The 26,089-nt window shown below is 72.6% G+C and carries 21 protein-coding genes; 9 read left to right on the top strand and 12 right to left on the bottom strand.

Annotation, left to right across the window (positions count from 1 at the left end; translation table 11 throughout):
- Positions 1–15: 15 nt before the first annotated feature.
- Together LPA41_RS20885 and LPA41_RS20880 are read left to right on the top strand one after the other, a co-directional pair.
- Positions 16–459 (top strand): MarR family winged helix-turn-helix transcriptional regulator, encoded by a 444-nt coding sequence (locus LPA41_RS20885; RefSeq protein ID WP_229072332.1) that lies wholly within the window; start codon positions 16–18, stop codon positions 457–459.
- A gap of 166 nt (positions 460–625) precedes the next feature.
- Entirely contained in the window at positions 626–1,579 is a 954-nt protein-coding gene (locus LPA41_RS20880; protein WP_229072331.1) for a hypothetical protein, read from the top strand.
- Here the strand turns inward: LPA41_RS20880 and LPA41_RS20875 are convergent, their stop codons facing one another.
- From LPA41_RS20875 to LPA41_RS20865, 3 genes are read right to left on the bottom strand one after another with little or no spacing between them, the layout of a single operon-like run.
- Positions 1,580–4,603: a bifunctional [glutamine synthetase] adenylyltransferase/[glutamine synthetase]-adenylyl-L-tyrosine phosphorylase gene (locus LPA41_RS20875; RefSeq protein ID WP_229072330.1), complete on the bottom strand. Its 3,024-nt coding sequence runs from the start codon at positions 4,601–4,603 to the stop codon at positions 1,580–1,582.
- Positions 4,603–5,430: a type 1 glutamine amidotransferase gene (locus tag LPA41_RS20870; protein WP_229072329.1), complete on the bottom strand. Its 828-nt coding sequence runs from the start codon at positions 5,428–5,430 to the stop codon at positions 4,603–4,605. The genes LPA41_RS20875 and LPA41_RS20870 overlap by 1 nt, the downstream gene beginning before the upstream one ends.
- Positions 5,402–6,439, bottom strand: a complete 1,038-nt coding sequence (locus tag LPA41_RS20865; RefSeq protein ID WP_229072328.1) for an acyltransferase family protein — start codon at positions 6,437–6,439, stop codon at positions 5,402–5,404. Before LPA41_RS20865 ends, LPA41_RS20870 begins: the two co-directional genes overlap by 29 nt.
- A gap of 110 nt (positions 6,440–6,549) precedes the next feature.
- Between LPA41_RS20865 and LPA41_RS20860 the strand changes: the two genes are divergently transcribed.
- Positions 6,550–7,494, top strand: a complete 945-nt coding sequence (locus tag LPA41_RS20860) for a zinc-binding dehydrogenase (RefSeq protein WP_229072327.1) — start codon at positions 6,550–6,552, stop codon at positions 7,492–7,494.
- Between the two features lie 87 nt (positions 7,495–7,581).
- On the opposite strand, the gene LPA41_RS20855 is transcribed toward LPA41_RS20860, so the two are convergent.
- Positions 7,582–8,007: a DUF350 domain-containing protein gene (locus tag LPA41_RS20855; RefSeq protein ID WP_229072326.1), complete on the bottom strand. Its 426-nt coding sequence runs from the start codon at positions 8,005–8,007 to the stop codon at positions 7,582–7,584.
- A 166-nt stretch (positions 8,008–8,173) separates the two neighbouring features.
- Here LPA41_RS20855 and LPA41_RS20850 point away from each other — a divergent pair, with 166 nt between their 5' ends.
- Both LPA41_RS20850 and LPA41_RS20845 read left to right on the top strand, forming a co-directional pair.
- A complete protein-coding gene (locus LPA41_RS20850; RefSeq protein WP_229072325.1) occupies positions 8,174–8,917 on the top strand; it encodes an RNA polymerase sigma factor in 744 nt (247 codons plus the stop codon).
- A 23-nt stretch (positions 8,918–8,940) separates the two neighbouring features.
- Positions 8,941–9,696, top strand: a complete 756-nt coding sequence (locus LPA41_RS20845; RefSeq protein WP_229072324.1) for a hypothetical protein — start codon at positions 8,941–8,943, stop codon at positions 9,694–9,696.
- An 89-nt stretch (positions 9,697–9,785) separates the two neighbouring features.
- Here the strand turns inward: LPA41_RS20845 and glnA are convergent, their stop codons facing one another.
- Positions 9,786–11,138, bottom strand: coding sequence for a type I glutamate--ammonia ligase (glnA, locus tag LPA41_RS20840; RefSeq protein WP_229072323.1), 1,353 nt, complete (start codon positions 11,136–11,138; stop codon positions 9,786–9,788).
- A 112-nt stretch (positions 11,139–11,250) separates the two neighbouring features.
- On the opposite strand from glnA, the gene LPA41_RS20835 reads away from it, so the two are divergent.
- Together LPA41_RS20835 and panB are read left to right on the top strand one after the other, a co-directional pair.
- A complete protein-coding gene (locus LPA41_RS20835; protein WP_229072322.1) occupies positions 11,251–13,035 on the top strand; it encodes an NAD+ synthase in 1,785 nt (594 codons plus the stop codon).
- Positions 13,036–13,145: 110 nt separating this feature from the next.
- Positions 13,146–13,976, top strand: a complete 831-nt coding sequence (gene panB, locus LPA41_RS20830; RefSeq protein WP_229072321.1) for a 3-methyl-2-oxobutanoate hydroxymethyltransferase — start codon at positions 13,146–13,148, stop codon at positions 13,974–13,976.
- A 121-nt stretch (positions 13,977–14,097) separates the two neighbouring features.
- Here the strand turns inward: panB and LPA41_RS20825 are convergent, their stop codons facing one another.
- Positions 14,098–15,684: a ribonuclease catalytic domain-containing protein gene (locus LPA41_RS20825; RefSeq protein WP_229072320.1), complete on the bottom strand. Its 1,587-nt coding sequence runs from the start codon at positions 15,682–15,684 to the stop codon at positions 14,098–14,100.
- Between the two features lie 67 nt (positions 15,685–15,751).
- A complete protein-coding gene (locus LPA41_RS20820; RefSeq protein WP_229072348.1) occupies positions 15,752–19,144 on the bottom strand; it encodes a hypothetical protein in 3,393 nt (1,130 codons plus the stop codon).
- Positions 19,145–19,538: 394 nt separating this feature from the next.
- Between LPA41_RS20820 and LPA41_RS20815 the strand changes: the two genes are divergently transcribed.
- Positions 19,539–20,585, top strand: a complete 1,047-nt coding sequence (locus LPA41_RS20815; RefSeq protein ID WP_229072319.1) for a hypothetical protein — start codon at positions 19,539–19,541, stop codon at positions 20,583–20,585.
- Between the two features lie 104 nt (positions 20,586–20,689).
- Here the strand turns inward: LPA41_RS20815 and LPA41_RS20810 are convergent, their stop codons facing one another.
- Positions 20,690–21,715, bottom strand: coding sequence for an aspartate-semialdehyde dehydrogenase (locus LPA41_RS20810; RefSeq protein ID WP_229072318.1), 1,026 nt, complete (start codon positions 21,713–21,715; stop codon positions 20,690–20,692).
- Between the two features lie 102 nt (positions 21,716–21,817).
- Here LPA41_RS20810 and LPA41_RS20805 point away from each other — a divergent pair, with 102 nt between their 5' ends.
- The gene (locus tag LPA41_RS20805) at positions 21,818–22,615 is read left to right on the top strand and encodes a methyltransferase domain-containing protein (RefSeq protein ID WP_229072317.1); all 798 of its coding nucleotides are present in this window, start codon (positions 21,818–21,820) and stop codon (positions 22,613–22,615) included.
- Between the two features lie 64 nt (positions 22,616–22,679).
- On the opposite strand, the gene LPA41_RS20800 is transcribed toward LPA41_RS20805, so the two are convergent.
- The 4 genes from LPA41_RS20800 to LPA41_RS20785 form a co-directional block, all read right to left on the bottom strand.
- Positions 22,680–23,297: a D-alanyl-D-alanine carboxypeptidase family protein gene (locus LPA41_RS20800; protein WP_229072316.1), complete on the bottom strand. Its 618-nt coding sequence runs from the start codon at positions 23,295–23,297 to the stop codon at positions 22,680–22,682.
- Between the two features lie 66 nt (positions 23,298–23,363).
- Positions 23,364–23,972 carry a GTP cyclohydrolase II gene (ribA, locus tag LPA41_RS20795; RefSeq protein WP_229072315.1) on the bottom strand — a complete coding sequence of 203 codons (609 nt, stop codon included), beginning with the start codon at positions 23,970–23,972 and terminating at the stop codon, positions 23,364–23,366.
- Positions 23,973–24,029: 57 nt separating this feature from the next.
- The gene (locus LPA41_RS20790; protein ID WP_229072314.1) at positions 24,030–25,127 is read right to left on the bottom strand and encodes a hypothetical protein; all 1,098 of its coding nucleotides are present in this window, start codon (positions 25,125–25,127) and stop codon (positions 24,030–24,032) included.
- Between the two features lie 30 nt (positions 25,128–25,157).
- Positions 25,158–26,075 carry a serine/threonine dehydratase gene (locus LPA41_RS20785; protein WP_229072313.1) on the bottom strand — a complete coding sequence of 306 codons (918 nt, stop codon included), beginning with the start codon at positions 26,073–26,075 and terminating at the stop codon, positions 25,158–25,160.
- Positions 26,076–26,089 lie beyond the last annotated feature (14 nt).

The following is a 26,089-nucleotide window of genomic DNA, read 5'->3' as shown; positions in this document are numbered from 1 at the left end:
TGAGGAGAAACGCAAGTGAGTGATCCGGCCGACTCCGACCCCCTCGCCCTCGAGCAACAGGTCTGCTTCGCCCTGTCGGTGGCCGCGCGCAGCGTCGTGGCGATCTACCGTCCGCTGCTGGAGCCGATGGGCCTGACCCACCCGCAGTACCTGGTGATGCTCGCGCTCTGGCAGCACGCCCCGCTGAGCGTGCGCCGGCTCAGCGAGTTGCTCCAGCTCGATCCGGGCACGCTGTCGCCGCTGCTGAAGCGCCTGGAGTCGATCGGTTACCTGCGGCGCGAACGCGACCCCGCCGACGAGCGCAGCCTGGCGATCACCCTGACCGAGCGCGGCCGGGCGTTGCGATCCGACGCCGAGCGCATTCCGCCGGCCGTCGTGGAACGGCTCGGGATACCACTGCAAGAACTGAGAACCGTTCATGAGGCTCTGACCCGGGTCATCGCGGCAGCCCATCGCTGAAACACTTTTCGAAACGCTCTGACCTGCGGAGAATCGGCCACTAATCCGTCACCCGGGTCGGTCGATCGGCGCGGATCGTTGACCGGAGCGGACGATTCGGCGCCTCCGCTCGCGCGATTCACTGAATTTCCGGTAAAATCCGAGAAACGACGGGAATCGTCCGGAAATGTGGATCTGCGCGCAGTGTGGCGAGCCGAACGACGACACCTCCGGTGGCTGCGGTATGTGCGGCCACCGGCCCCGCACCACCGAACCGACCCGCTGGGAGCCGGTGCCGCGCAACGCGCCGGGCTTCCGCGGCGGGCCGCCGCCCGCACCGCGCAACGCGGCGCCGGCAGTCACCGGCCGCCACTGGCGCCACCAGGACGAACCCGAGCCGCCACCGGCCCCGGCCACCGATCCGGCCCGGGCTGCGGAACATCGGGCCGGTGCCACCTGGATCCCGCAGCCGGCGGACCGGCCGGGGCCGACGTGGATCCCCGAGCCGGCCGAACCCGCCGGCCAGGCGGACCCGGGCCGGCGCCGCGTCCTGCCGGCCGTCCCGATCGCCGTGCTGGTCGGCGCGCTGGCCGCGGCCGCCGTCCTCGGCGGGCCCCGCCTGATGGACACCGGCAGTGACGCGCAGCGGCCAATCCCCGGGCGGGACACCACCCGGCCCAGCGCCCCGGCGGCCGGCATCCCGGTGCTGGAGAACACCCCGGCACCGGCCGCGACCCGCCTGGTCAGTGTCGGACCCGGGGTCACCGACGACCGGGCGCCGGCCGTCGCCGCGATGTTCGAGACGTACTTCACCGGCATCAACGACAAGGACTACGCCCGGGTCGCCGGGGTGCTCCACCCGGGCGGGGAGCTGAACCCGGACGACCGGGAGCAGTGGGCCCGGTTCACCGACGGGACGGCCACCGCCGAGGACTCCCGGGTGGTGCTGCGCGAGCTGTCCGGGCGGGGCGCGGGCCGGTTCGGCGCGGACGTCACGTTCCGCAGCGAGCAGGAGGCCGGTGACGGGCCGCCGGAACGGCCGGCCGAGACCTGCACCGAGTGGCGGGTCAGCTACACGATCACCGCGGCGGGCGGCGAATACCGGATCCTGCGGGGTGAGGGCACCAGCCGGCCGTGCTGATCAGGCTTCCAGGACCCGTTCCATGGCCGCCCGGGAGTGCCGGGTCAGCCGCAGGTACCGGTCGACGAACTCCCCCGGGTCGCCGCCGTCCAGCAGGAGCACCGCGCCCGCCAGCTCGACCCCGTGCCGGGGCAGCTGGTCGGTGGGGCGGCCGCGGACCAGGGTGAGCGCGTTGCGCACCTGCGCGGCCAGGGACCAGCCGGCGGACATCGCGGCCGCGTCCGCCTCGTCGACCAGCCCGGCCCGGCACTCTGCGTCCAGCGCCTCCTTGGTGCGGGTCTTGCGCAGCTCCGGGTGGGCGTGCGCGTGCCGCAGCTGGAGCAACTGGACCGCCCACTCCACGTCGGCGAGTCCGCCGCGGCCGAGTTTGGTGTGCGTGTGCGGATCGGCGCCGCGCGGCAGCCGCTCGGTCTCCACCCGCGCCTTGATCCGGCGGATCTCGACGACCTGTTCCCGGGCCAGCCCGCCGACCGGGTAGCGCACCCCGTCGGCCATCTGCTCGAACTCGGCGCCCAGTGACGCGTCGCCGCAGACAAACCGGGCCCGCAGCAGCGCCTGCGCCTCCCACACCTTCGACCAGCGGGCGTAGTACTGCCGGTAGGCGGGCAGGCTCCGGACCAGCGGCCCCTGCCGGCCCTCCGGGCGCAGGTCCGCGTCGATGCCGAGCGCCGGGTCGGGGGCCGGCGCCTGCAACAGCCGGCGCATCTCCTCGGCGATCGCGAGCGCGGCCGCGCTGACATCGCTCTCCTTGCCACCGGGCGGCGGGGCGTGGACGAAGAGGACGTCGGCGTCGGAGGGATAGCTCATCTCGTATCCGCCGAGGCGACCCATCCCGATCACCGCGAACCGCATGCCCGCCGGGCCGGGCTTGACCCGCCGGGCGATCCGCAGGGCCGCGCCGAGGGTGGCGTCGGTGACGTCGGAGAGAGCCGCGCCGATCGCGTCGACGTCCAGCGGGCGCTCCGGGGCGAGGTCGCCGCTCTGGCTGAGGATGTCGGCGCAGGCGATCCGGAACAGCTCCCGGCGGCGCAGCGCGCGGACCGCCCCGATGGCTTTGATCGGGTCGTCGGCGTGCCGGTCACCGGCCGCGGCGAACCCGTCCAGCAGCGCCTGGCGCGGCCGGGGCAGCAGCTCGTGGTCGTCGGCGAGCAGCCGCAACGCCTCCGGGTCGCGGGTGAGCAGGTCGGTCGCGTACCGCGAGAGGCTCAGCACCCGGGCCAGGCGCCGGGCCACCGGGCCGCCGTCGCGGAGCAGCCGCAGATACCACGGTGTGCTGCCCAGCTTGTCCGAGACCTGCCGGTAGCTGAGCAGGCCACGGTCCGGCTCCGGCGCGTCGGCGAAGTCCTGCAGCAGCATCGGCAGCAGGGTGCGCTGGATCGCCGCGGTCCGGGTCACGCCGCCGGTGAGCGCCTCCAGGTGGCGCAGCGCACCGGCCGTGTCGGCGAAGCCGAGGATCTCCAGGCGCTTGCCGGCCGATGCCGGGGTCATCCGCAGCTCCTCGGCGGGCACCCGGGCGACCGCTTCGAGCAGCGGCTGGTAGAGCAGTTTCACATGCAGCCGGCGGACGTTCGCGGCGTGACCCACCCAGTCGGACCGGAACGCCTCGACCGCGTCCCGGCCGGCCGTCGCGGTGTAGCCCAGGGCGGCCGCGAGCCAGCGCAGGCCGGCCGGGTCGTCCGGCACGGTGTGCGTACGCCTGAGTTGCTGCAGTTGCAGCCGGTGCTCGACGCCGCGCAGGAAGCGGTAACCGCGCAGCAGCATCTCGCCGTCCTGGCGGCCGACATAGCCGCCGGTGACCAGGGCGCGCAGCGCCGGGAGCGTGCCCGGCGCACGCAACGTCTCGTCGATGCGCCCGTGCACCAGCTGGAGGAGCTGCACCGCGAACTCGATGTCGCGCAGGCCACCCGGGCCGCGCTTGATCTCGCGGTCCACCTCCTTGGCCGGCACGTTGTCGATGATCTTGCGACGCATGTCGCGGACGTCGGCCACCGCCTCCGGGCGCTCCGCCGCGTGCCAGACCAGCGGCGCGAGGTCGGCCAGCCAGGCCTGCGCCAGGGCCAGGTCACCGGCGGCCGGACGGGCCTTGAGCAGCGCCTGGAACTCCCAGGTCCGCGCCCACCTGCGGTAATAGGCCTGGTGGCTGGCGAGGGTGCGGACCAGCGGGCCGCGGCTGCCCTCCGGGCGCAGCGCCGCGTCCACCGGCCACGCCACCAGGCCGCAGATCTCGATCAGCCGGGCCGCGACGGTGGTGCCGGCGGCCAGGTCCTCGTCGCCGGCGGCCACGAAGATCACATCCACGTCGGAGACGTAGTTCAGCTCGTTGCCACCGCACTTGCCCATCGCCACCACGGCCAGGCGCGGCTCCGGCGTCCCCGCCGGCAGCGCCGCCACGGCGATGCCATAGGCCGCGGCCAGGGTCTCGTCGGCCAGCCGGGAGAGCGCGGCCATGGTGGGTTCCAGGCCACGGGCGTCGGTCAGGTCGGCGGCGGCGATGCGCAACAACGAGATGCGGTACGCCGTACGCAGCGCTGCCACGCCGAGAGGTTCCCCGTCCGTCGCGTCATCGAGGGCAAGGCCACCCTCCGCGTCCGGCGGCAGCCCCGACCGGCCCGTCGCCAGGGTGCGCCACTCGTCCGGGTTGGCGACCAGGTGGTCACCGAGCGCGGACGACGCACCGAGCACGGCCAGCAGGCGGCGGCGCAGCCCCGGGTCCCGGTCCAGTTCGCCGAGCAACTCCGCAGTGGCCTTGTTGTGCACCAGCGCGCCACCCGGACCGGCGACCCGGCCGCCGCCGCTGCGTTCGGCGGCCCGCCCCGCCGAGTCGGCCAGCCGGTGCAGCTGGCGCAGGGCGAGGTTGGGGTCGGCGGTCTTGGAGAGCGCGTCGAGCAGGCCGGCGGCGGCCGGGCCGGCCGGGGCGTGCGTCCCGGTGTCCCACAGCCGCAGCCCGTCCGCGCCGAGCAGATCGGTGGCCCGGCTGCCGTTGTCGGCGAACCCGTACCGGGCGAGGCGGCTGGGCCTGGTCATCACTGTCCCAGCAGAGGCAGGGTCCGGCCGGTGCCCGCGGCGGGGATGTCGGCGTCCGGCAGCGTGCCCAGCGCCAGCGCGGCGAAGCGCTGCGCGAACGGCTGCCACACCTCCTCCACGTCGGCGAGCGCCCCGGCGGTGGCCAGCACCACCGACTCCGGGTCGTAGCCGAGCTCCACCAGGGTGTCGGCGTCGCTGCGCGCCCAGCTCTCGATCATGTCGGCGTCGCACTCGATGTGGAACTGCGTGCCCCAGGCCCGGTCGCCGATCCGGAACGCCTGGACCGGGTAGCGGCTGGAGGCGGCCAGCAGCACCGCGTTCGCCGGCAGCTCGGCGATCTCGTCGCGGTGCCACTGCTGCACGTCGGGCAGCAGCGGAACCCACTTGAACAGCGGGTCGGTGTCGGCCGCGTCGCGCTTGCCGACCAGCCCGGGGCCGACCTCCGGACCGGCGGTGCCGCGCCGCACCAGGCCACCGTGCGCGGCGGCGAGCAGCTGGCCGCCGAGGCAGATGCCGAGCGTTGGCACGCGGTGCCGGACCGCCTTGCGCAGCAACCCCTCCAGAGCCGGGAACCAGGGCGCGCCGGGCACACCGGCCTCGTCGGGGTACGCGTTCTGGTCGCCACCGAGCACGATCAGCGCGAGGAACCCGTCGAGGGTCTCCGGCAGGTCGTCACCGGCGTGCGGCCGCAGCACGGTCAGCGGGAGGCCGGCCTCGGTCAGCCAGTCGCCCAGCCGGCGGAGGTCGTCGGACGGATCGTTCTCGATGACGAGCGCAGCAGTCCCCACGCCGTCGAGGCTAACCGGTCGGCCGTGCGGCGCCCGCATCAACTGCCGGTGCGGGCGTGGCCGTCCCGCCGCGGGGCCGGTCCACACCGACCAGCCAACCGGCGAGCACCGGGATGCGGCTCAGCAGGAAGGCGATCGTCCAGGAGGTGAGCACCAGGACGGTGTAGTACAGCGGCATCCGCCAGTCGGTCCAGGTGGACAGCGCCCAGATGATCGCCGGGTGGATGAGGACCACGACCAGGCCGGACTGCGCGATCGCGATGACGAACCGCTGCACCACGGCCGGGACCGCCGGCGTCAGCTGCTCGGCGACGAGCACCAGACCGGCGCCGATCAGCACCGCGACGAGCACGCCGAGCACCGGCGTGCCGAGCCGGGCGTACTTCATGTCGACGGTCTCGGCGACCCCGGTGGCCACCAGTGCGGCACCGGCCGCGATCACCAGCAGGCCGGTGACCAGCGGCGCCGGGACCCGCGGGCGCAGCCTCTTGAACTCCTGCCCGACGAGGATGAAGAAGAGCGACGGCAGGGCCAGGCCGATCCAGAGCGGCAGCGAGGAGAGCGACTTCCCGGTGAGGTACGCGGCCAGCAGCCCGAAGACGCCGACCGCCCAGGAGGCCGAGCGGGGGGCCGCCTCCAGCAACCGGGCCAGCACCGCGGCGAAGAACAGGGCGGCGAGGAACCAGAACGTGGTGAACAGCCGGTTCGCCCCGACCAGGGTGAGCGTCCGGCGGATCTGGTCGCCCAGGTCGTACTCGCCGAGGATCAGGCAGGCGATCACCAGGAACGGGACGCCGAGCAGCACCAGCCACGTGACGTACGGCCGGCCGATGCTCAGCCAGCGCCTGTTGATCTCGTCGCTGACCGGCCGGCCGTACCGCCAGAGGTACCCGGTGAGCAGGAAGAAGATCGGGACGTGCCACGCGTAGACGGTGGGCGGGAGCCACGCCGGCCGGTAGGGCAGATGCCCTGCCACGACGGCGAGGATCGCGAGCACGCGGACCGCGTCCAGGGCCGCGGACCGGGGCGGCCGGGGTGAGCCATTCACCGGGCTCATGGTAATTCCACGGGTGGGGCGATCCGCAAACGGCCGCCACCTCCGAGCGAGTTCCCGGGCGGAATGCCCGGTTCTTGGTTGAATGGGACATGCTCGCCGCAGTGCTCACGAGGTTCGGCGGCCCGGAGGTGTTCGCCCTCGGCGAGATGGCCGACCCGGTGCCCGGCCCGGACTCCGAGATCGTCGACGTGACCCTGGCCGGGGTGAACCACGCCGACCTGCGCCGGCGCCGGGGCGGACACGGCAGCCCCGCCCTGCCGGCCGTCCTCGGCGCCGATGTGGTCGGCCACCGCCGGTCCGACGGCCGCCGGGTGGCCGCGCTGCTCACCGCCGGTGGCGGGTACGCGCAGGTCGCCGCCCCGCTGCGCCGGCACACCGTGGAGGTGCCCGACCAGGTCACCGACGAGCAGGCCCTGGCCGTCCTGGAACAGGGTCTGACGGCCTGGCACAGCCTGCACACGCTGGGCCGGGTCGGCGACGGCGACGTGGTCGTGGTGACCGCGGGCGCCGGCGGTGTCGGTCACCTCGCGGTCCAGCTGGCGCGCTGGGCCGGCGCCCGGGTGGTGGCGCTCGCGTCCACGCCGTCGAAACGGGCGGCCACCCTCGAACTCGGCGCGCACGCCGCCGTCGACTCCCGGCACCCGGACCTGGCGGCGGCCGTGCGGGCGGCCCTCGGCGAAGCGCCCACGCTGGTGCTGGACGGTGTCGGCGGGCGGACCTTCGAACAGCTGCGGGCGTCGCTGGCGCCGTTCGGGCGGATCGTGGCGTACGGGCGGGCCGGCGACGACGTCCGCGACACCGTCACGGTGGACGACCTGATGACGTCCTCCACCGGGGTGCTCGGGTTCTGGCTGCACCGGGTCCTGGACGACGAGGAGCTCTACCGTTCCAGTGCGGTCCGGCTGCTCCACCTGGCCGGCCGGGGCGTTCTGCGGGCCTGGATCGGCGGCCGTTACCCGCTGCCGTCGGTCGCCGCCGCGCACGCGGACCTGGAGAGCCGCTACACCGCCGGGAAACTGGTCATCGACGTCCGGCGGCTGAGCTGACCGGGCAGCCGGCGGCCGAGTTGTCGGCCGGCCGGCGGCCGGGCTGATCGGGGCGGCAGGCGCCGGGAGCGCCTGCCGCAACCGTCGTCAGGCGATGCAGGCGCAGACGATCAGGGCGGCGCCGAAGTGCGAGGCGGCACTGACCAGGGCGCCGCCGTGGCGCTCCGGCGTGCAGATGACCTCGCCCAGCTTGCCCGGGGTCATCCAGTCCAGGACCAGGAAGGCCAGGCCCATGATGCCGATGCCGACGAGGCCGAACAGCACCGTCGACGCCAGGCCCTCGCCGAACGAGTCGTAACTCGTGAAGATCGCGGTGAAGACGATCGCCGAGATGCCCAGCTGGTTCGCGGCCAGCAGCAACGACGCGTTCGGGTTGCGCTCCACGAAGATCAGGTCACGTAGTTTGCCCGGGGTGAGCACGTCGATCAGCAGGTAGCCGATCGCCATCAGGCCGATACCGACCAGCCCGAAAACGATGCTCCGCCCGGCGCCCTCAAGCAGGTCTTCCAGCACAGCCTCTCCCTTGTCCTCACGATGTCAGCACCCGACCGTAGCGGAGTCGATCTACCACGTCTTCAGGCGCGGTGACATTTTTCCGCCCCGCGGCGCTGATACCTCGAGGGGCTACCTTGCCGGCAGGGCCGGACAGCCCGCTGTGGGCGAGAGGCGCGGAGGACGCATGCTGGCACCGGAGGACCTCGACGCCGTGGTGCGCGCCGCGCAGTCCGGCGACGAGGACGCGTTCCGGCAGCTCTACCGCCTGCAACAGCCGGCTCTGCTGCGCTACCTGCGGGTGCTCGTCGGCGAGGACGCCGAGGACGTCGCCTCCGAGGCCTGGCTGCAGATCGCCCGGGACCTGCGCTCGTTCCGGGGCGACGGGGACGGCTTCCGCGGCTGGACCGCGACGATCGCCCGGCACCGCGCCATGGACCTGCTCCGCGCCCAGCGGCGGCGACCACAGGCGGCGGCGCCGCTGGATCACCTGACCGAGGTACGCGCGGACGACGACACCGCCGACCGGGCCCTCGAACTCGTCACCACCGACGAGGCGATCGCCCTGATCGCCACCCTGCCCCAGGAGATGGCCGAGGCGGTGATGCTGCGCGTGGTCGTCGGCTTGGACGCCGGAAGCACCGGTCGGATCCTGGGCCGCCGCGCCGGGGCGGTGCGGACGGCCGCGTACCGCGGGCTCCGTTTGCTCGCCCAGCGCCTCCCCGGCCGTCCGCCCACCCCGGACCCGGCCGGGGAGCCGGCTCCTCCAGATCCAGCCGCAGGCCCGACGTTGAATCAAGCCGCGGGCCCGACGGTGAATCAGGCCGCGGGCCCGACGCTGAATCACGCCGCGGGCCGGGCCTCGGATCCGGCCGCGGGCCAAGCCTCGGTGACACATCTGCCCGAGCCGGCGCTGAGGGAGTGGAGATGACCGGCACCGCGAAGGGAGGCCCGATGGACCGGAACACCGCTGCGGCACTGCTGCGCGGCGACACCGGCGGGCACCCGCTCGGTGAGGTCCTCGCCGCGGCGTCGGCGCCCGCCACGCACCGCGAACTGGCCGGTGAGGCCGCGGCCGTGGCCGCGTTCCGGGCCGCCGGGCGGCGACCGGCCCGGCGCAGCCCGCTGCTCACGATGATGACCCTCAAGGTGGCGGCGGCCGCGTTCGCCACCACGGCGACCGTGGGCGGCGTGGCGATCGCCGCCTCCACCGCGAGCCGGCCGGGCCCGGCGGCCGTCGCCGACCCGTCCGCGTCGCCGTCCTGGTCACCGTCCCCCGCGCCGTCCGGCTCGGCGTCGCCGTCCGCGCCGGTCCCCCCGTCCGCGCCGGTCTCCCCATCCGTGCCGACGTCACCGTCCGCATCGGGAGCGGCCACCCGGGGCACGGCACCGCGACCGGCGATCGCCGCCCCGGCGAACCCGGCGCGCACCCGCTCGTCCGGCGCCGGCGCACCCGCGACCTCGGCATCGGCATCGGCATCGGGGCATGAGCCGCCGTGGCGCACCGACCGGAGCTGGTCGTCGCGGCGGCTGGCTGAACTGTGCCGCGACCACTACCGGCGCACGATCGACGACGAACACTTCCGCGAGCTGGTCGAACGGGCCGGCGCACGGGAGCGGATCGACCGGTTCTGCGGTGATCACCGCGGGAGCCGGCCCGGCCGCACGGATTCGCCCTACCACGACGACGCGGACGGTAGAGGCTGGTAGAACGGCACCCGGTGGACCGGATCAGGGGAACGGGCGGTCCATCGGGTGCCCCGCAGGCCGGCCGGCCACGAGGCACCCGAGCCGGTGCGTCAGAGGGCGCCCAGGTACCGCTGGCGCTCGTACGGCGTGACCTCGCGGCGGAACTGCTCCCACTCGGCCCGCTTGTTGCGCAGGAAGAAGTCGAAGACGTGCTCGCCGAGCACCTCGGCGACCAGCTCGGAGCCGGCCATCACGTCGATCGCCTCGGAGAGGTTCTCCGGCAACGCCTCGTAACCGGCGGCCTTGCGCTCGGCCGGCGACAGCGACCAGACGTCGTCCTCGGCGCCGGGGGGCAACTCGTACCCCTCCTCGATGCCCTTCAGGCCGGCGCCGAGCATGACGGCGAAGGCCAGGTAGGGGTTGGCGGCGGAGTCGATCGACCGCACCTCGACCCGGGCCGAGCTCGGCTTGCCGAACGCGGGCACCCGGACCAGCGCCGACCGGTTCAGGTGGCCCCAGCTGACGAACGCCGGCGACTCGGTGATCCGGTCCGGGAGCTGGAGCGGGAAGAGCCGCTTGTACGAGTTGACCCACTGGTTGGTGATCGCCGTGTACTCCCGGGCGTGCACCAGCAGACCCGCGATGAACGCGCGCGCCGTCTTGGAGAGGCGGTGCGGGTCCTCGCTGTCGAAGAACGCGTTGCGCTCGCCCTCCATCAGCGACAGGTGGGTGTGCATGCCGCTGCCGGGCTGGTCGGTGTACGGCTTCGGCATGAAGGTGGCCTTCACGCCCTGGGAGAGCGCCACCTCCTTGACCACGTGCCGGAACGTCATGATGTTGTCCGCGGTGGTGAGGGCGTCCGCGTACCGCAGGTCGATCTCCTGCTGGCCGGGCGCGACCTCGTGGTGGCTGAACTCCACCGAGATGCCGATCCGCTCCAGCGCGAGCACGGCCTGGCGGCGGAAGTCACGGGCCACCGCGTGCGTGGTGTGGTCGAAGTAGCCGCCGCTGTCCACCGGGATCGGCACCGAGCCGTCGTTCTCGCCGTCCTGCACCAGGAAGAACTCGACCTCGGGGTGGGTGTAGAAGGTGAAGCCCTTCTCGGCTGCCTTGGCCAGGGCCCGGCGCAGCACGTGGCGCGGGTCGGCCCAGGCGGCGCTGCCGTCCGGCATCAGGATGTCGCAGAACATCCGGGCGCTCTCGCCGCTGGCGCCGCCCTCGAACGGGAAGACCTGGAAGGTTGTCGGGTCCGGCATGGCGACCATGTCCGACTCGTAGACCCGGGCGAAGCCCTCGATCGCCGAGCCGTCGATGCCGATGCCCTCCTCGAACGCCGACTCCAGCTCCGCCGGCGCGACCGAGACGCTCTTCAGGGTGCCCAGCACGTCGGTGAACCAGAGCCGGACAAAACGGATGTCGCGCTCCTCGAGCGTGCGAAGCACGAACTCCTGCTGTCGGTCCACTTCCACCCCTCGTGCCGTTGTCGATTCTTCCGCCGAGACTACGCTGAGCACGCCTTGTGACGTCGTCCCGGGTCACGATCGGCAGGGCTCACTCCGGGGAACAATAAGGGCCATGCCCACGCTGCGCATCGCCCTTGCTCAAGTGAACTCGACCGTCGGCGACCTCCACGGCAACGCGGAGGCGGTGCGCCGCTGGACCCGCGAGGCGGCCGGCGCCGGCGCGCACCTGGTGGCGTTCCCGGAGATGATGCTGACCGGGTACCCCATCGAGGACCTGGTCTTCCGCAACTCGTTCGTCGCCGCCTCCCGGCAGGCCCTCGATCAGCTCGCCGCGGACCTGGCCGCCGACGGGCTCGGCGACGTGGCAGTCGTCGTCGGATATGTGGACGCCGACGGGCCGGCACACACCAGCTCCGACGCCGCGGCCGGCAACGGGCGGCGGGACGCGTCGGCGGTGCTGCACGGCGGTGCGGTGGTCGCCACCTACTTCAAGCACCACCTGCCCAACTACGGGGTCTTCGACGAGGACCGGTACTTCGAGCCCGGCCGGTCGCTGACGGTGGTGCGGCTCGGCGGGATCGACGTCGCGCTGACCGTCTGCGAGGACATCTGGCAGGCGGGCGGGCCGTTCACCGCGGCCCGGCGGGCCGGCGCCGGCCTGGTCGTCAACATCAACGCCTCGCCGTACGAGCTGAACAAGGACGACGTCCGGCTGCCCCTCGTGCGCCGGCGGGCGGCCGAGGCCGGTGCGACGGTCGCCTACGTGAACGCGGTCGGCGGGCAGGACGAACTCGTCTTCGACGGCGACTCGATGATCGTTTCGCCGGACGGGGAACTGCTCACCCGGGCGAGCCAGTTCAGCGAGGAGTTGCTCGTACACGACCTGGATCTGCCCGCCGCGGACGCCGCGCCGAACCGGGAACGTGCGACCGACGCGGCGAAGCCGCAGGTCGAGGAGTCGATCCCGGACGAGATGCCGATCTCCCGGCACGAGGTCGCCCTGGACCTCGCCCTCACCGGCACCCGCGACGGTGGCATCGCCGAGCGGATCACCGACGAGGCGGAGATCTGGGCCGCCCTGGTGCTGGGCCTGCGCGACTACGTCGGCAAGAACCGTTTCCGCTCGGTGATCCTCGGCCTCTCCGGCGGCATCGACTCCGCCGTGGTCGCCGCCATCGCCGTCGACGCCCTCGGCCCGGACCGCGTCTTCGGCGTCTCCATGCCCAGCGGCTACTCCTCCGGCCACTCCAAGGACGACGCCGCCGACCTGGCCAAGCGCACCGGCCTCGACTACCGCACCGAGCCGATCCAGGCGATGGTCGACGCGTTCCTGTCGAACATGTCGCTCTCCGGCGTCACCGTGGAGAACCTCCAGGCCCGGGTCCGCGGCGTGATCCTGATGGCCCTCTCGAACCAGGAGGGCCACCTCGTTCTGACCACCGGCAACAAGAGCGAGCTGGCGGTCGGCTACTCCACGCTCTACGGCGACTCGGTCGGCGGGTTCAATCCGCTCAAGGACGTGCCGAAGACCATGGTGTGGAAGCTGGCCCGCTGGCGGAACACCCAGGCCGACGCGCCGATCCCGGAGAACTCGATCTCCAAGCCGCCGAGCGCCGAACTGCGCCCGGACCAGAAGGACTCGGACTCGCTGCCGGACTACGAACTGCTCGATCCGATCATCAAGGGCTACGTCGACCACGACCTGGGCCGGGCCGACCTGATCGAGGCCGGCAACGACCCCGCCCTGGTGGACCGGGTGCTGCGAATGATCGACATGGCCGAGTACAAGCGGCGGCAATCCGCGCCGGGGACGAAGATCTCGGGCAAGGCGTTCGGGCGGGACCGGCGCCTGCCCATCACGAACGCGTACCGCGAAGGCTCCATCCCGCAGGCTTAGACCGCTGTGAAAACCTCCACTGGCCCCTGACCGCCGCCGGTTTCCGGGTGCGACGATGAACGCACCCGGGGACCGCATCCGAGCGGCCTCGAGGGAAGGAGACGTACGACATGTCGGAGATTCCCACGCTGTACGGCGGCCCGCCGACCCGCCGCGTCCGCACCCGCGACCTGATCAACGCGAAGGCCCGCGGCGACCGCTGGCCGATGCTCACCTCCTACGACCAGTACACCGCGTCGATCTTCGACCAGAACGGCGTACCGGTCCTGCTCGTCGGTGACTCGGCCGCCAACAACGTCTACGGCTACGAGACCACGGTCCCGGTCACCGTCGACGAACTGCTCCCCCTGGTCCGCGCCGTCGTGCGCGCCACGAAGACCGCGCTGATCGTCGGCGACCTGCCGTTCGGCAGCTACGAGGAGGGCCCGGCCCAGGCCCTGCGCACCGCCGTCCGGTTCATGAAGGAGGGCGGCTGCCACGCCGTCAAACTCGAAGGCGGCCGCCGGATGGCACCGCAGATCGAGGCGATCACCGGCGCCGGCATCCCGGTCATGGCGCACATCGGCTTCACGCCGCAGCGGGAGCACACGATCGGCGGCTACCGCGTGCAGGGCCGCGAGAACGAGGGCGCCGAAGTCATCTCCGACGCCCGCGCGGTCGCCGACGCGGGTGCCTTCGCCGTGGTCCTGGAAATGGTTCCCGGCGACGTCGCCAAGCAGATCACCAAGGAACTGGCGATCCCCACGGTCGGCATCGGCGCCGGCCCGGAGACCGACGCCCAGGTCCTGGTCTGGCAGGACATGGCCGGCCTGCGCACCGGCAAGGCGCCGCGCTTCGTGAAGCGCTACGCCGACCTGTCCGGCGCGCTCACCGAGGCGACCAGGCAGTTCGCCGCCGAGGTCCGGGGCGGCGAGTTCCCGGGCGCCGAACACACCTTCTGACGCCGGTCGGCCCGCGGTGGTGCTTCCCGCACCGCTGCGGGCCGGTCCTCCGCGGCCCGCTTTCCCGGCCCGCTGTTCCCGGGCCCGCCGTTCCCGGGCCCGCTTTCTCAGGCGCGCTTTCTCAGGCGCGTTCGAAGCGGACCGTCCGGGTGACCGGGTCCGCCGTGATCAGGCGGACCGGCACCCGCTGCCCGAGCGGCAGGTCCCCCAGGCACTTGGCCCGGACCGCCGGATCGTCGATCGCGATCGAACCCGCCGCCGGCCGCTTCCCGGACGGCTCGTCCCGGTCCAGCACCGCCGCCTCGAACGTCTCACCCACCCGATGCTCCAGCAGCACCGCCTCGGCCAGGTCGATCGCCCCCCGGTCGGCGGCCGACGCCATCCGGTCGGTCGTGGACATCGTCTTCGGCAGCCACTCCAGCGCCTCCCGCGCCCACTCCGGGACGGCCCGCCCCTCGTGCAGGGCCAGGCAGATCTCCGTGGCGTACCGGTCGGCCAGCCGCCGCAGAGGCGCCGTGACATGCGCGTACGGCGCGCCCACCCCGCCGTGCCCGGTCTCCGCCGGAATCTCCGCACTCACCGCCGCCGTGCCGCGTCCCGCTCCATCGCCGGCCGCCTCGTCACGTTCCGCCTTCCCCGCGCGACCCGGCGAGGCCAGCTGAGCACCCGAAGCCGGCTGAGCGCCTGAGCCGGGCAGAGCGCTTGAGGCCAGCTGAGCGCCCGAGGCCGGCCGAGCACTCGCGTCGAAAGCCGTATATCCGGCCCCGCGCAACAATTCCGCCGCCTGGTCCAGGAACGCCGCACCCCGCGCCGTCGCCGGATCCACCGCCGCGATCACCGCGCCCACCGACGCGCCCTCCGGCCAGGCGATGCCCAGCGGCCCGGCGGCGGCACGCAGCTTGGCGACCGCCTCCGGCTTCGGGGCGGGCATGGTACGCAACAGGCCGACACCGCCATCCAGCATGAGAGCCGCCGCCGCCATGCCGGTGAGCAGCGAGATCTGTGCGTTGTGCTCCTCGACCGGCAGCGGCGCCCGCAGCACCAGACGCCAGCCGTCGCCGTCGCGTTCGACCTCCTGCGACGGCAGCGGAAGGTTCACCGCGCCCCGTTCGGCGGCCCGCCGCGCCAGCCGGGTGCCGATCTCCGGCAGCAGCGCCAGCGACTCCGGGGCGGTCCCCGCGTCGAGCTGGCGCTGCACACTCTCGTAGTCCAGTTTCGCCCGGCTGCGCACCCGCGCCCGCTCCAGCGCGACAGCGACCGTAGCGCCGTCGGCGTCCAGGTCGATGGTCCAGACCACCGCGGCCCGCTCCACATCCGGGAACAGGCTCACCGCGTCTTCGCTGAGGACCGGCGGGTGCAGCGGGATGCGGCCGTCGGGGAGGTAGACGGTCTGCCCGCGTACCCGGCTCTCCGCCTCGATCGCACCACCCGCCCGGACGAAGGTCGCGACGTCGGCGATCGCATAACGCACCCGGTAGCCGCCGCCCTCCCGCCGGCTCAGATGCATCGCCTGGTCAAGGTCCTGCGACGTGGCCGGGTCGATCGTCACGAACGGCACGTCCGTCTGATCCTTTTCGGGCAGCGCGGTGTCCCGCGCCGCCCGTTCGGCCTCCGCCAGCACCTCGGCCGGGAACTCCTCGGGCAGCCGCAGCTCCCGCCGCAACGCCGAGAAGTCGATCTGCGGCGCTATCACCATCTTGATCGGCACCCGACATTCCTATCAGGCCCGGCACACCAGCGCGGGCCACGCCGACCGGCGTGGCCCGCACCGCGCACTACCGCTTGCGCACCGCCTTGCTCCCCGAGGCGCGAGCAGACCCACCCGCATTGACCCCAGACGTACGCCCCACCCGCGTACCTTTCGCCGCATTCCCCGCCGGACTCCCCGCCCCAGCCGCAGCGGATCGGTTGGCCGCAGTCCGCCCGGCCGCCTTGGCGGTGGCCTTGGGCGCAGGAGCTTTGGCATTGCCCGCCTTGCTCCCGGCAGCCTTGGACGCGGTGACCTTCGAGGCGGTGGCCTTGGACGCGGCAGCCTTGGACGCGGTGGCCTTGCTTCCGGTCACCGCCGCCGACGCAGCCTTGCCACCGGTCGCCTTGGCACTAGCAGCCCTGCCCGGCGCAGCCTTGGTCCCAGCCGCCTTGCTCACGGTTGCTTTGCCCACCGTCGCCTTGGTCCCAGCGGCCTTGCTCGCCGCGGCCCTGGTCCCAGCCGCCTTCGTAGCAGCAACCTTGCCCGGCGTCGCCTTCGCAGCCCCACCGGACGCTGTAGCCGGCGCTTTCCTACCCACCGCAGCCTTGGCAGCCGTCGCCCTGCCCGCCGTCGCCTTAACACCCACCGCCTTGGCAGCTGTCGCCTTGACCCCCGTCGCCTTGGTGGCCGTCGCCTTGGTGGCCGTCGCCTTGGTGGCCGTCGCCTTGGTGGCCGTCGCCTTGGTGGGCTTTGCCCCGGTTGCCTTCGCCCCGGCCACTTTGACGCCCGCAGCCTTGGCAGCTGTCACCTTCGCCGCCGCACCCTTGGCCGCCGTCGCCCGTGTGGCCGCAGACTGTCCCGCCACAGCCTTAGCAGCCGTAGCCCTACCAGCGGCACCCTTGCTCGCCGTCACCTTGGCAGCCGCAGCCTTGGCGCCGGTCGACTTGGTCGCAGCCGCCTTGACGCCGGCCACCTTGGCACCGCCGGCCTTAGCCGCAGTCCCCTTGGCCGCCTTGACCGGAACCGCCTTGGTGGCGGCCGCCTTCACCCCAGCCCGGCTACCCGTAGCAGCCGCCTTCGCCGCAGCCCCACCGGCGCGAACGCCCCCAGCCTTCGCAGCGCCAGCCTTCGCCGCGGCCCCCTTGGCGCCAGTCGCCTTGCTGGGCGTCGCCCTGACCCCACTCACCTTGGCAGCCGTCGCCTTGATGCCAGTAGCCCTGGTTCCCGTCGTCTTCGCAGCCGTCGCCTTCGCAGCTGTCGCCTTAGCTCCGGTCGCCTTGGTCGCTGCCGCCTTGGTCCCCGCCGCCTTGGCAACCGTCGCCTTGGTCCCCGTCGCCTTGGTGCCCGCCGCCTTCGCCCCGGCCGCCTTGGTGCCCGCAACTGTCGCAGCCGTCGCCTTACCCGCCCGCGCACCAGCCGCCTTGGCACTCCCAGCAGTCGCCTTGACGGCCGTCGCCTTCCCAGCCTTGGTCCCGGTCGCCCCAACGACGTTCCCCGCACCCGCGGCAGCCCTACCCGAAGAAGCTTTCGCGGCTTTCATCCCGGTACCCCCACCAGCGACCTTCGCGCCAGCCCCACCGGTCGCTTTCCGGCCCGCCGATTTCGCCGCCGCAGTACCGCCACCAGTCGCCCTGGCACCCGCCGCCTTGGTGGCCGCACTCCCACCACCAGTCGCCCTCGTGGCCGCACTCCCGCCACCAGCCGCCTTCGTGGCCATCGCTTTCGTGGCGGCGACCCCACTACCGGCCGCCTTCACCGCGGCGGCGCCGGCCGTCTTGGCGGCGCCAACCTTCCCGGCTGCCGTGCCTGCGGACGCAGCGCTCTTACCGGGCGACGCGGCTCTCTTGCCTGCGGACGCAGCGGCCTTGCCGGCCGACGCGGCGGTTCCCGACGCTTCTCCCCCGGCGGCACGGCCGTTCGTCCTGGCCCGCGACCCTTTGCCGCCGGCTTCGACCGGCGCGGCGGAAGCATCCGGGCCGGTTTCGGACGCAGTGGTACGGGCTGCGCCGCCCCGACCCCGCCCAGCCCTCTTCGCCGCTTCACCGACGGTGACTGCCGCGTCAGCACGGCCGCGAGCCACCTTGGCCCCGTTGGTGCGCCCCGGCCCGGCTTTCGCCAGCCGAGCGCCGCCCGGCCGGACCCCTGCCGCCGCACCGCCCGGCGCAGCACCGGCCCGCCGCGGCTCGTTGCCGTCAGTGACCGCGTGATCTCCGGGGACCGCACCGCGAGTTCCGGCGGCGACCGCGTCGTCCTGGGCGGACACGGTGACCGGCGCCATGCCGTCGGCCGACGTCTGCTCCGAGTCTTCGTCGGCGCCCTCCTCCGGGGACTCCCCGCCGACGGTTTCCGTCGAGCTGCCGGCGTCCCGGGAGGCGCGCACGTCCAGTTCGTTACCGGAATCCAGTCCGCTACCAGCACCCGGACCGCTGGCGGCATCCGAGTCGCCGGCGGCATCCCGGCCGCTCACGGCATCCAGATCGCTGTCGGCATCCAGATCGCTGTCGGAGTCGGCGGCGCTGTCGGAATCGAGGGCCCTGTCGCGAACCGGGTCGCCGTCGTCGTCACGGCCGCTACCGACTGTCGCGTCCCCGCCGGCGTCCGGGCCGCTGCCCGCATCGGGGCCGCCACCTGAACCGGAACCGCGACCGCTGCCCGCGCCCGAGCCGTTGCCGTTGCCGTTGCCGTTGCGCCCTCCCCCGGACCCGAGCGCTTCGAGATCCGGACGGTCCGCGCCCCATTTGTCGGATCCCGCGCTCGGCGTAGCGGGGCCGGTGTGCGGCGGGAACCAGCCACCCTCGTACGGGACGTCCGACACCTGGCTCGGATCCACCTCGTCGAGTTTCCCGAGGTCTTCGGTGGAGGCGGTGACCTGCCCCTTCGAACCGCCGCTCATCGCAGCCGCGACCCGGCGCGGTTTGCCGGACACGTTCTTGGCAGTCGCCCGACCCGACCGCGCCGCCGGCACCACAGCCGTCTTACCGTTCCGGGGGGACGCTTGTCGCTTCACGGCCGGTACGTCGTCGGAGGCCCGCGCGGGCGCCGGCACCCGCCGGCCGGTCTTCGGAGCACCGGCCGTAGCGGCAGTGCCGCCCACGGACCCCATCCCCCGGACGGCCTGCTTCGGAGCGACCGCCCGCCCGCCGGCCTTGGCAGCCGCAGCCTTCGCACCGGTCTTGGCGGCGGACCCGGCCTTGGTCTCAGCCGCCTTCCCCACCACAGCGCGGCCGGCCGCCCTGACCGCCCCGGCCTTGGCTGTTGAGGTCTTGGCCGTCGAGGTCTTGGCCGTCGCAGTTCCAGCTGTCGCAGCCTTGGACACCGGAGGCTTGACGGTCGCGGCCTTGGCAGCAGCCGTTTTAGTGGTCGCGGCCTTGGCGGTAGCCGTTTTAGTGGTCGCCGCCCTGGCAGTAGCGGCTTTGACGGACGCCGTTGCGGAAGGCGCCGCTTTGACAGACGCGGCCTTGGCCGACACGGTCTTCACCGCCGAAGCCTTCGCGGACTTCCCAGCGGTCGACTTACCTGCGACCGCATTGCCGCTCGCCGAATTGCGCCCTGCCGGTGTCACGGCCGCCGACTTACCGACTACCGATTTAGCGGCCACGGATTTCGCGGTCCCCGACCTACCGGCAGCGGATTTCCCGGCGACAGACTTACCCACAGCGGATTTCGCCACCGCAGGCTTACCGGCAGCGGATTTGCCAGCGGTCGAAGATTTGGGACCCGCCCCGGAAACCGGACCCGTAGCCACACCCCGCCCGGCTCCCGCCTTACCGGCCGGAATCTTGGCGGTAACCACCGAACGCCCGGAAACCGCCTTCGCAGTCGCCGGTTTCGCAGCAACAGCCCGGCTCCCCGTAGTCCGGCCGGAGCCGCCCTTGGACGCACTCGACTTGAGTTCGGGCCGGGCAATCGCAGCCGCCGCCCCGCGCCCGGACTTCACAGCAGCCGGCTTCGACGCAGCGGATTTCACAGCGGCCGGACGCGCAGCAGCGGCCCGCTTCGCAGCGACGACGGGCTTCGCGACAACAACCGGCTTCGCAGAAGCGGCCCGCTTGGCAGCACCAGCCGACTTCGAAACGACGGCACCGGCCGACTTCGCAGCAGCGGCACGAGCCGGCTTCGAAACGGCGGCACGGGCCGGCTTCGAAACGGCGGCGCCGGCTGATGTCGAAGCGGCGGCACGGGCCGGCTTCGCGGGGGAAGCAGCGGCGGCGGCACGCTTGGCGGCCGGGGAAGCGGCTGCCTTCTTCTCCGGTACGACGGCGGTGACCCGTACCCTGCCCCGCTGCTCCGCCCGACCAGCCGCCACCGCCGTCCTGCCTCGCGCCGCACCCGTTTTCGCACCGGCCACCGTGGAGGGCGCCCGTCCCGCAGCAGGGCGAGCGGGCGCGGAGGCGGACCGGGCCGGCGCGGAAGCGGACCGGGCCGGCGTGGCGGTGGTGCGGGTGGGCGCGGCAGCGGACCGGGCGGGGGATCCGCCGGTCGCGCGCGCGGGAGTGGCAGCGGATCTGGTCGTTGCCTTTTTGGCAGTTGCCTCTTTTTTGGCAGCGGGCATCGAGGTGTTCCTCCTTGCGAATGACTGCGGGCACGTCTGCGCCTGGAGACGGCGCGGCTACGGCATGGACAACGCGTGCCGGGACCGTGCGTTAGCTGGCTTCCCCTGTCCAGCGGGCATCCTCGGCATCCCACTCGGCATTGCGCTTCTCGACCGTGTCGAGTGCCCGCGTCGCTTCGTCAGCCGTGGCGTAGGGACCGAGCCGGTATTGGGCGGGACACACCTGGTCTCCGCTCTCAACCCGGTGGTCGCGGAGGCACCAGAAGTACCCTGCACCGCCGAGCCCACTGTCGTTCATTCCATCACTGTGCCGCTAAAACCGGCCATGCGCTACCGATTCGGGCAAAAAGTCCCAAATTTCCATTGAGAAGTGCCACGCAAGAAAACAAAACCGCCCCGGCCGGGTGGCCGGGGCGGTTCCGCACAATGTGCGGGGTCAGCGGATGTGCCGGATCAGCGCGGTGTACTGGATCAGCGGAGCTCGGCGGCGACCAGCTCGGCGATCTGCACGGCGTTGAGGGCCGCACCCTTGCGCAGGTTGTCGTTCGAGATGAAGAACGCCAGCCCGTTCTCCGCGGTCGGGTCCACCCGGAACCGGCCCACGTAGGACGGATCGCGCCCGGCGGCCTGCAGCGGCGTCGGCACGTCGGCGAGTTCGACGCCGGGCGCCGTGGCGAGCAGCTCCCGGGCACGGTCCGGCGTGAGCGCGCGGGCGAAGCGGGCGTTGATCTGGATCGAGTGCCCGGTGAAGACGGGTACGCGCACGCAGGTCCCGGAAACCAGCAGCTCCGGCAGGTCGAGGATCTTGCGGCTCTCGTTGCGGAGCTTCTGCTCCTCGTCCGTCTCGCCGGTGCCGTCGTCCACGAACGACCCGGCCTGCGGGATCACGTTGAACGCGATCGGCTTCGGGAAGACCCGGGACTCGGGGAACTCGACCGCGGAGCCGTCGTGGGTCAGCTCGGTCGCCCGGTCCGCCACCTTCTTGACCTGCTCGTCGAGCTCGGCCACACCGGCGAGCCCGGCGCCACCGACGGCCTGGTACGTGGTGGCGACGAACGAGACCAGCCCGGCCTCGTCGTGCAGCGGCCGCAGCACCGGCATGGCCGCCATGGTGGTGCAGTTCGGGTTGGCGATGATGCCCTTCGGGCGGTTGCGGGCCGCGTCCGGGTTGACCTCGGCGACGACCAGCGGCACCTCCGGGTCCATCCGCCAGGCCGAGGAGTTGTCGACGACGACCGCGCCGGCCTCGGCGACGCGGGGCCCGTATTCCTTGGAGCCGCCCTTGCCCGCCGAGAAGAGCACGATGTCGAGGCCGCTGTAGTCCGCGGTCGCGGCGTCCTCGACTGTCACTTCTCCGTTGCCCCACGGCAGGGTGCGGCCTGCGCTGCGCGCGGAGGCGAAGAGACGAAGCTGGTCTACCGGGAAGGCGCGCTCGGCCAGGATGCGGCGCATGACGCCACCGACCTGTCCCGTCGCGCCGACGATGCCGATCCTCATGAGCACCAAAATACGGCCTGAACTGCGAGCGAAGAAATCACCTTGTTCACATTGTGGGATAGTAGTCCCATATTCGGGGACAGCGGGCCTAGCGTCAGTGGCATGGCGACGTACACGCACGGACACCACGAGTCGGTCTTGCGCTCACACCGCTGGCGCACCGCAGAGAATTCGGCGGCCTACCTCCTGCCGCATCTTTCCTCCGGAATCTCCCTGCTGGACGTCGGATGCGGCCCCGGCACCATCACGGCCGACCTCGCGACACGGATCACACCCGGTCGCGTCACCGCCCTGGAGCGCACCGCCGACGCCCTCGACCTGGCCCGCGCCGAAGTGGGCCGGCAGTCGCTGCCGAACGTGGACTTCGCCGTCGGTGACGTGCACGCCCTCGACATGCCCGGCGACGCGTACGACGTGGTGCACGCCCACCAGGTCCTCCAGCACGTCGCCGACCCGGTGGCCGCCCTGCGCGAGATGCGCCGGGTGACCCGGCCGGGTGGGGTGGTCGCCGCCCGGGACAGTGACTACGCCGGTTTCACCTGGTTCCCGCTGCTCCCGGAACTGGACGAGTGGATGGCCCTCTACCAACGGGTGGCCCGCGGCAACGGCGGCGAACCCGACGCCGGCCGCCGGATGCTCTCCTGGGCCCGCGCCGCCGGCTTCACCGACGTGACGGCCACCGCGAGCGTCTGGTGTTTCGCCACCGACGAGGACCGGCACTGGTGGGGCGGCATGTGGGCGGACCGCATCCGCAACTCGGACATGGCGACGACGGCCCTGGCGACGGGCGCGGCAACCGAGGCGGACCTGCGGCGGATCTCCGACGGCTGGCGCCGCTGGTCGGACGCCCCGGACGGCTGGTTCACCATCCCGCACGGCGAAATCATCTGCCGCGCCTGAGCGCCCGCCGAGGAAGCGGCAGGACGCGGGGCCGGGCGCGGCGAGACCGCACCTGGGCGCGCGGCTACGTCTTCGGGCGGAAGGCCCAGTGCCAGCTCTCGCGAGGCACGTTCTCGACGAAGCCGTACTCCTTGGCGTTCTGCCGCATCCAGGTCAGTGCCTTGGCGTTGAGGTCCAGGTCGGTGGCCATGCCCCAGCCGTGCTCGCTGGTGCCGGGCTTGGCAGCGAGCCCGCCCTGCGAGTAGAGGCCCTTGCGCCGGGCGAGGTCGACCTGTTCGGTGTAGGGCCGGTACGAGTCGGTGATGCCGATCTTCACGCCGTCCCGCTTGGCATCATCGATCATGCGGTTGAGGTTCTCGGCGGCGGGCGCCCACAGCTTGTGGTTGGTGTTGCCCACCCGGCCGAGCGCCTCCTCCGGGATCTTGCCGTTGCCGTAGGCGACCAGGTCCTCCGGCACGCCCTTGCTGTTCAGCTTGTACGTCTTGTCCGCCGCAGCCGGCCCCGCGGCGGACGTCATCGCCGACTGGAGCTGGCTGGCGAAGTTGGCGCCACTCGCGGCGGTGGACGCGGACGAGCCGGAGGTGGCCGTCCGCGTCTGCGTCGCGGTGGCCTGCTGGGTCTGCATAGAGATGATCCGGCTCTGGATGTTCGCGATGCGCTGGTTCACTCCTTCGATACCCATGTCAGAACCGTTCGGCTCCCGGGCCGAAACCTGAGGCCTCCCGCGAGAAAACCCGGAAAAGTACGGTCAGGAAGCGGACGCCAGGTCGATCGTGTGCTGGGTGTGCGCCACCTTGGCCTGGAGGTAGCTGACGTTGGCGGCGGACGCGTGCACGCCGGTGGGCCGGACCGAGCGGACCTGGATGCCGAGGTCGCGCAGCTGGCGGGACTTGTCCGGGTTGTTGGTCAGCAGGTCGACGGCGCCGGCGCCGAGCGCGGTGAGCATCTGGGCGGCGGCGCTGTAGTCCCGCTCGTCGTCGGCGTGCCCGAGTGCCCGGTTCGCCTCATAGGTGTCCATGCCGAGGTCCTGGAGCGCGTACGCGTCGAGCTTCGCGTAGAGGCCGATGCCCCGGCCCTCCTGGCGCAGGTAGAGCAGGTAGCCACCGGTCTCCGCGATCTGCTCGACCGCCTCGCGCAGCTGCGGGCCGCAGTCGCAGCGCTGGGAGCCGAAGACGTCGCCGGTCATGCATTCGGAGTGCATCCGGACCAGGGGGACCTCGGCGCCGTCCACGTCGCCGAGCGCCAGGGCCAGGTGCTCCTTGCCGTCCACCAGGCCGGTGAAGGTGATCACTTCGGCGGTGGTGCGGAAGCCATCGGCGAACTCGAGCGGAACGGTGACGCGCGTACGGACCGGCATGCTTTCTCCCTGTACTTGATACTTCAAGTCAAGTACGGATCGACCGCATGCTCCGGTTCATGAGGTGGGCACGGTTGCCGATTCGGAGTTTCGGTCGGACAGCCCCAGGTCGATCTCGGAGACGCTGTTCTTCCGGTTCGGCAGGATGTTCGTGATGAGCACGACGAGGCATCCGATCACCGCGTACAGGGCGAGGACCAGCAGGTGACTGCCGATCGGCGCGTCCGGGAAGTACAGGTTGTCGCGGACCGCCTGGACGCCGGCGCCGGTCGGCAGGTTCTCGCCGAGGAGCCGCCCGAAGTCGGGCAGGAACTCGGGCAGGATGCTGGCACCGGAGATGACCGTGCCGATGGTGAAGTAGAAGATGCCGACCAGCGCGCCGGCCGGGCCGATCAGCGCCACCGCACCGGCCGTGGACCCGGTGATGGCGAGCGAGATCAGCGAGAAGATGAGCAGCATCTCGGTCCGGTTCGCGCCCTCACCGACCCCGAACCAGCTCATCGACCAGAGCACCGCGGCGGCCGACCCGACGGCGTAGAGGATCAGCAGCGACAGGTGCGTGACGCCGCGCTTCCAGGACCGGCGGGCGCGCGGGATGAGCCGGCCCAGGCCCATCGAGGCGATCGAGCCGCCGAGCGAGAGCGCCTGGGTGAGGAAGCCGAGCGAGACGCCGTTGACGTCGTCGGCCGGCAGTGGCACCACGTCGGTGACCTGCGGCGGGGTGATCAGGGCCTGCGCCTGCGCGACGGTCACCGCGTCGGAGTCGGCGGCGAGCGCGGTCAGCTGGTTCGCGGTCTGCTGCTGCATCACGGCGGTGTAGGTGGAGCGCAGCAGGGAGGCCGCGGAGGCGCCGGCCGCGCTCGCCACGTAGAGCATCGGCGACCCCGCGGTCAGGTCGACGCCGCCGTAGACGTCCCGTTCCCGGATCGCCGTGGTCAGCGCGTCCGCCGAGCCGAAGTCGGTGACCCGGAACTTGTCGCCGTCCTCCAGCATGGCGGTGACCTGCTCGGCCTGCTGACCGGTGGCGATCAGGCCGACCGGCAGGTGGTGCGGCGCCGCCTTGTGGCCCATGCCCAGGTAGTACGCGGTGAGCAGGAGCTGGACGAGCACCCCGGTCACGCAGACCGCGAGCGCGAAGCGGCGAAAACTGGTCACGTCAACGAGCTTCGCAGCCCTCGCGCCGATTCAGGCCAGATCGGACGGATTCGTGTTGGCGCCGCAGAGCAGGACGGCCACCTTCTCGCCGGGTTCCGGCACGTAGGCCCGGGACAGCAGGGCCGCCTGGGCCGCCGCGGTGCCGTGCTCGACCACGATCCGGTACTCGTCCCAGAGCCGGCTCCGAGCCTCGACGATCGCCTCGTCCTCGACCAGCACCGACGTGATCTTCGCGTCCTGGGCGAGCTGAACGGCGATGGCGCCGGCCCGCCGGGCGCCGAGGGAGTCGGCGGCCACGCCGGAGACCGGCACGTCCACGGGTTCGCCGGCGCGCAGCGCGGCATGCAGTGCGGCCGAGTTCACCGGTTCGACGGCGACGATCCGCACGTGGTCCCGCAGCGCCGCGACGACCCCGGCGACGAGGCCGCCGCCGCCGACCGCCACGAGCACCGTGTCCAGGTCCGGCACCTGCTCCAGCAGTTCCAGGCCGATGGTCCCGTTACCGGCGACCATGTCCGGGTCGTCGTAGGCGTGGCAGAACAGGGCACCGGTCTCCGCGGCCCGGACGACTGCGGCGGCGTACGCCTCGGCATACTCGGTCCCGCTCTGCACTACCCGCGCGCCCAGCTTGCCGAGCTTCGCCACCTTGACCGCCGGGGCCGTGACCGGCACGAACACCTCGGCCGCGACACCGAGTTCGCGGGCCGCGTAGGCGGCTGCCAGGCCGGCGTTGCCACCGGACGCCGCCACCACCCCGGCGCCCGGCAGGGCACCGCGCTCGGCGCCGGCGAGGATCTGGTTGACCATCCCCCGGGTCTTGAACGACCCCGCGTGCTGCAGATATTCGAGCTTGAACCAGCGGTCCGGGCCGGCCTCGGCCACCGGGGTACGCCGGATCCGGCCGTCGACGCGACGCGCGGCCGCCCGTACATCCTCGTCGTTGATCATGTTTGGAGCCTAGG

Source organism: Actinoplanes sp. DH11 (assembly GCF_020873875.1).
Classification (GTDB): Bacteria; Actinomycetota; Actinomycetes; order Mycobacteriales; family Micromonosporaceae; genus Actinoplanes.
This window is presented reverse-complemented; position numbering and strand designations above follow the sequence as displayed.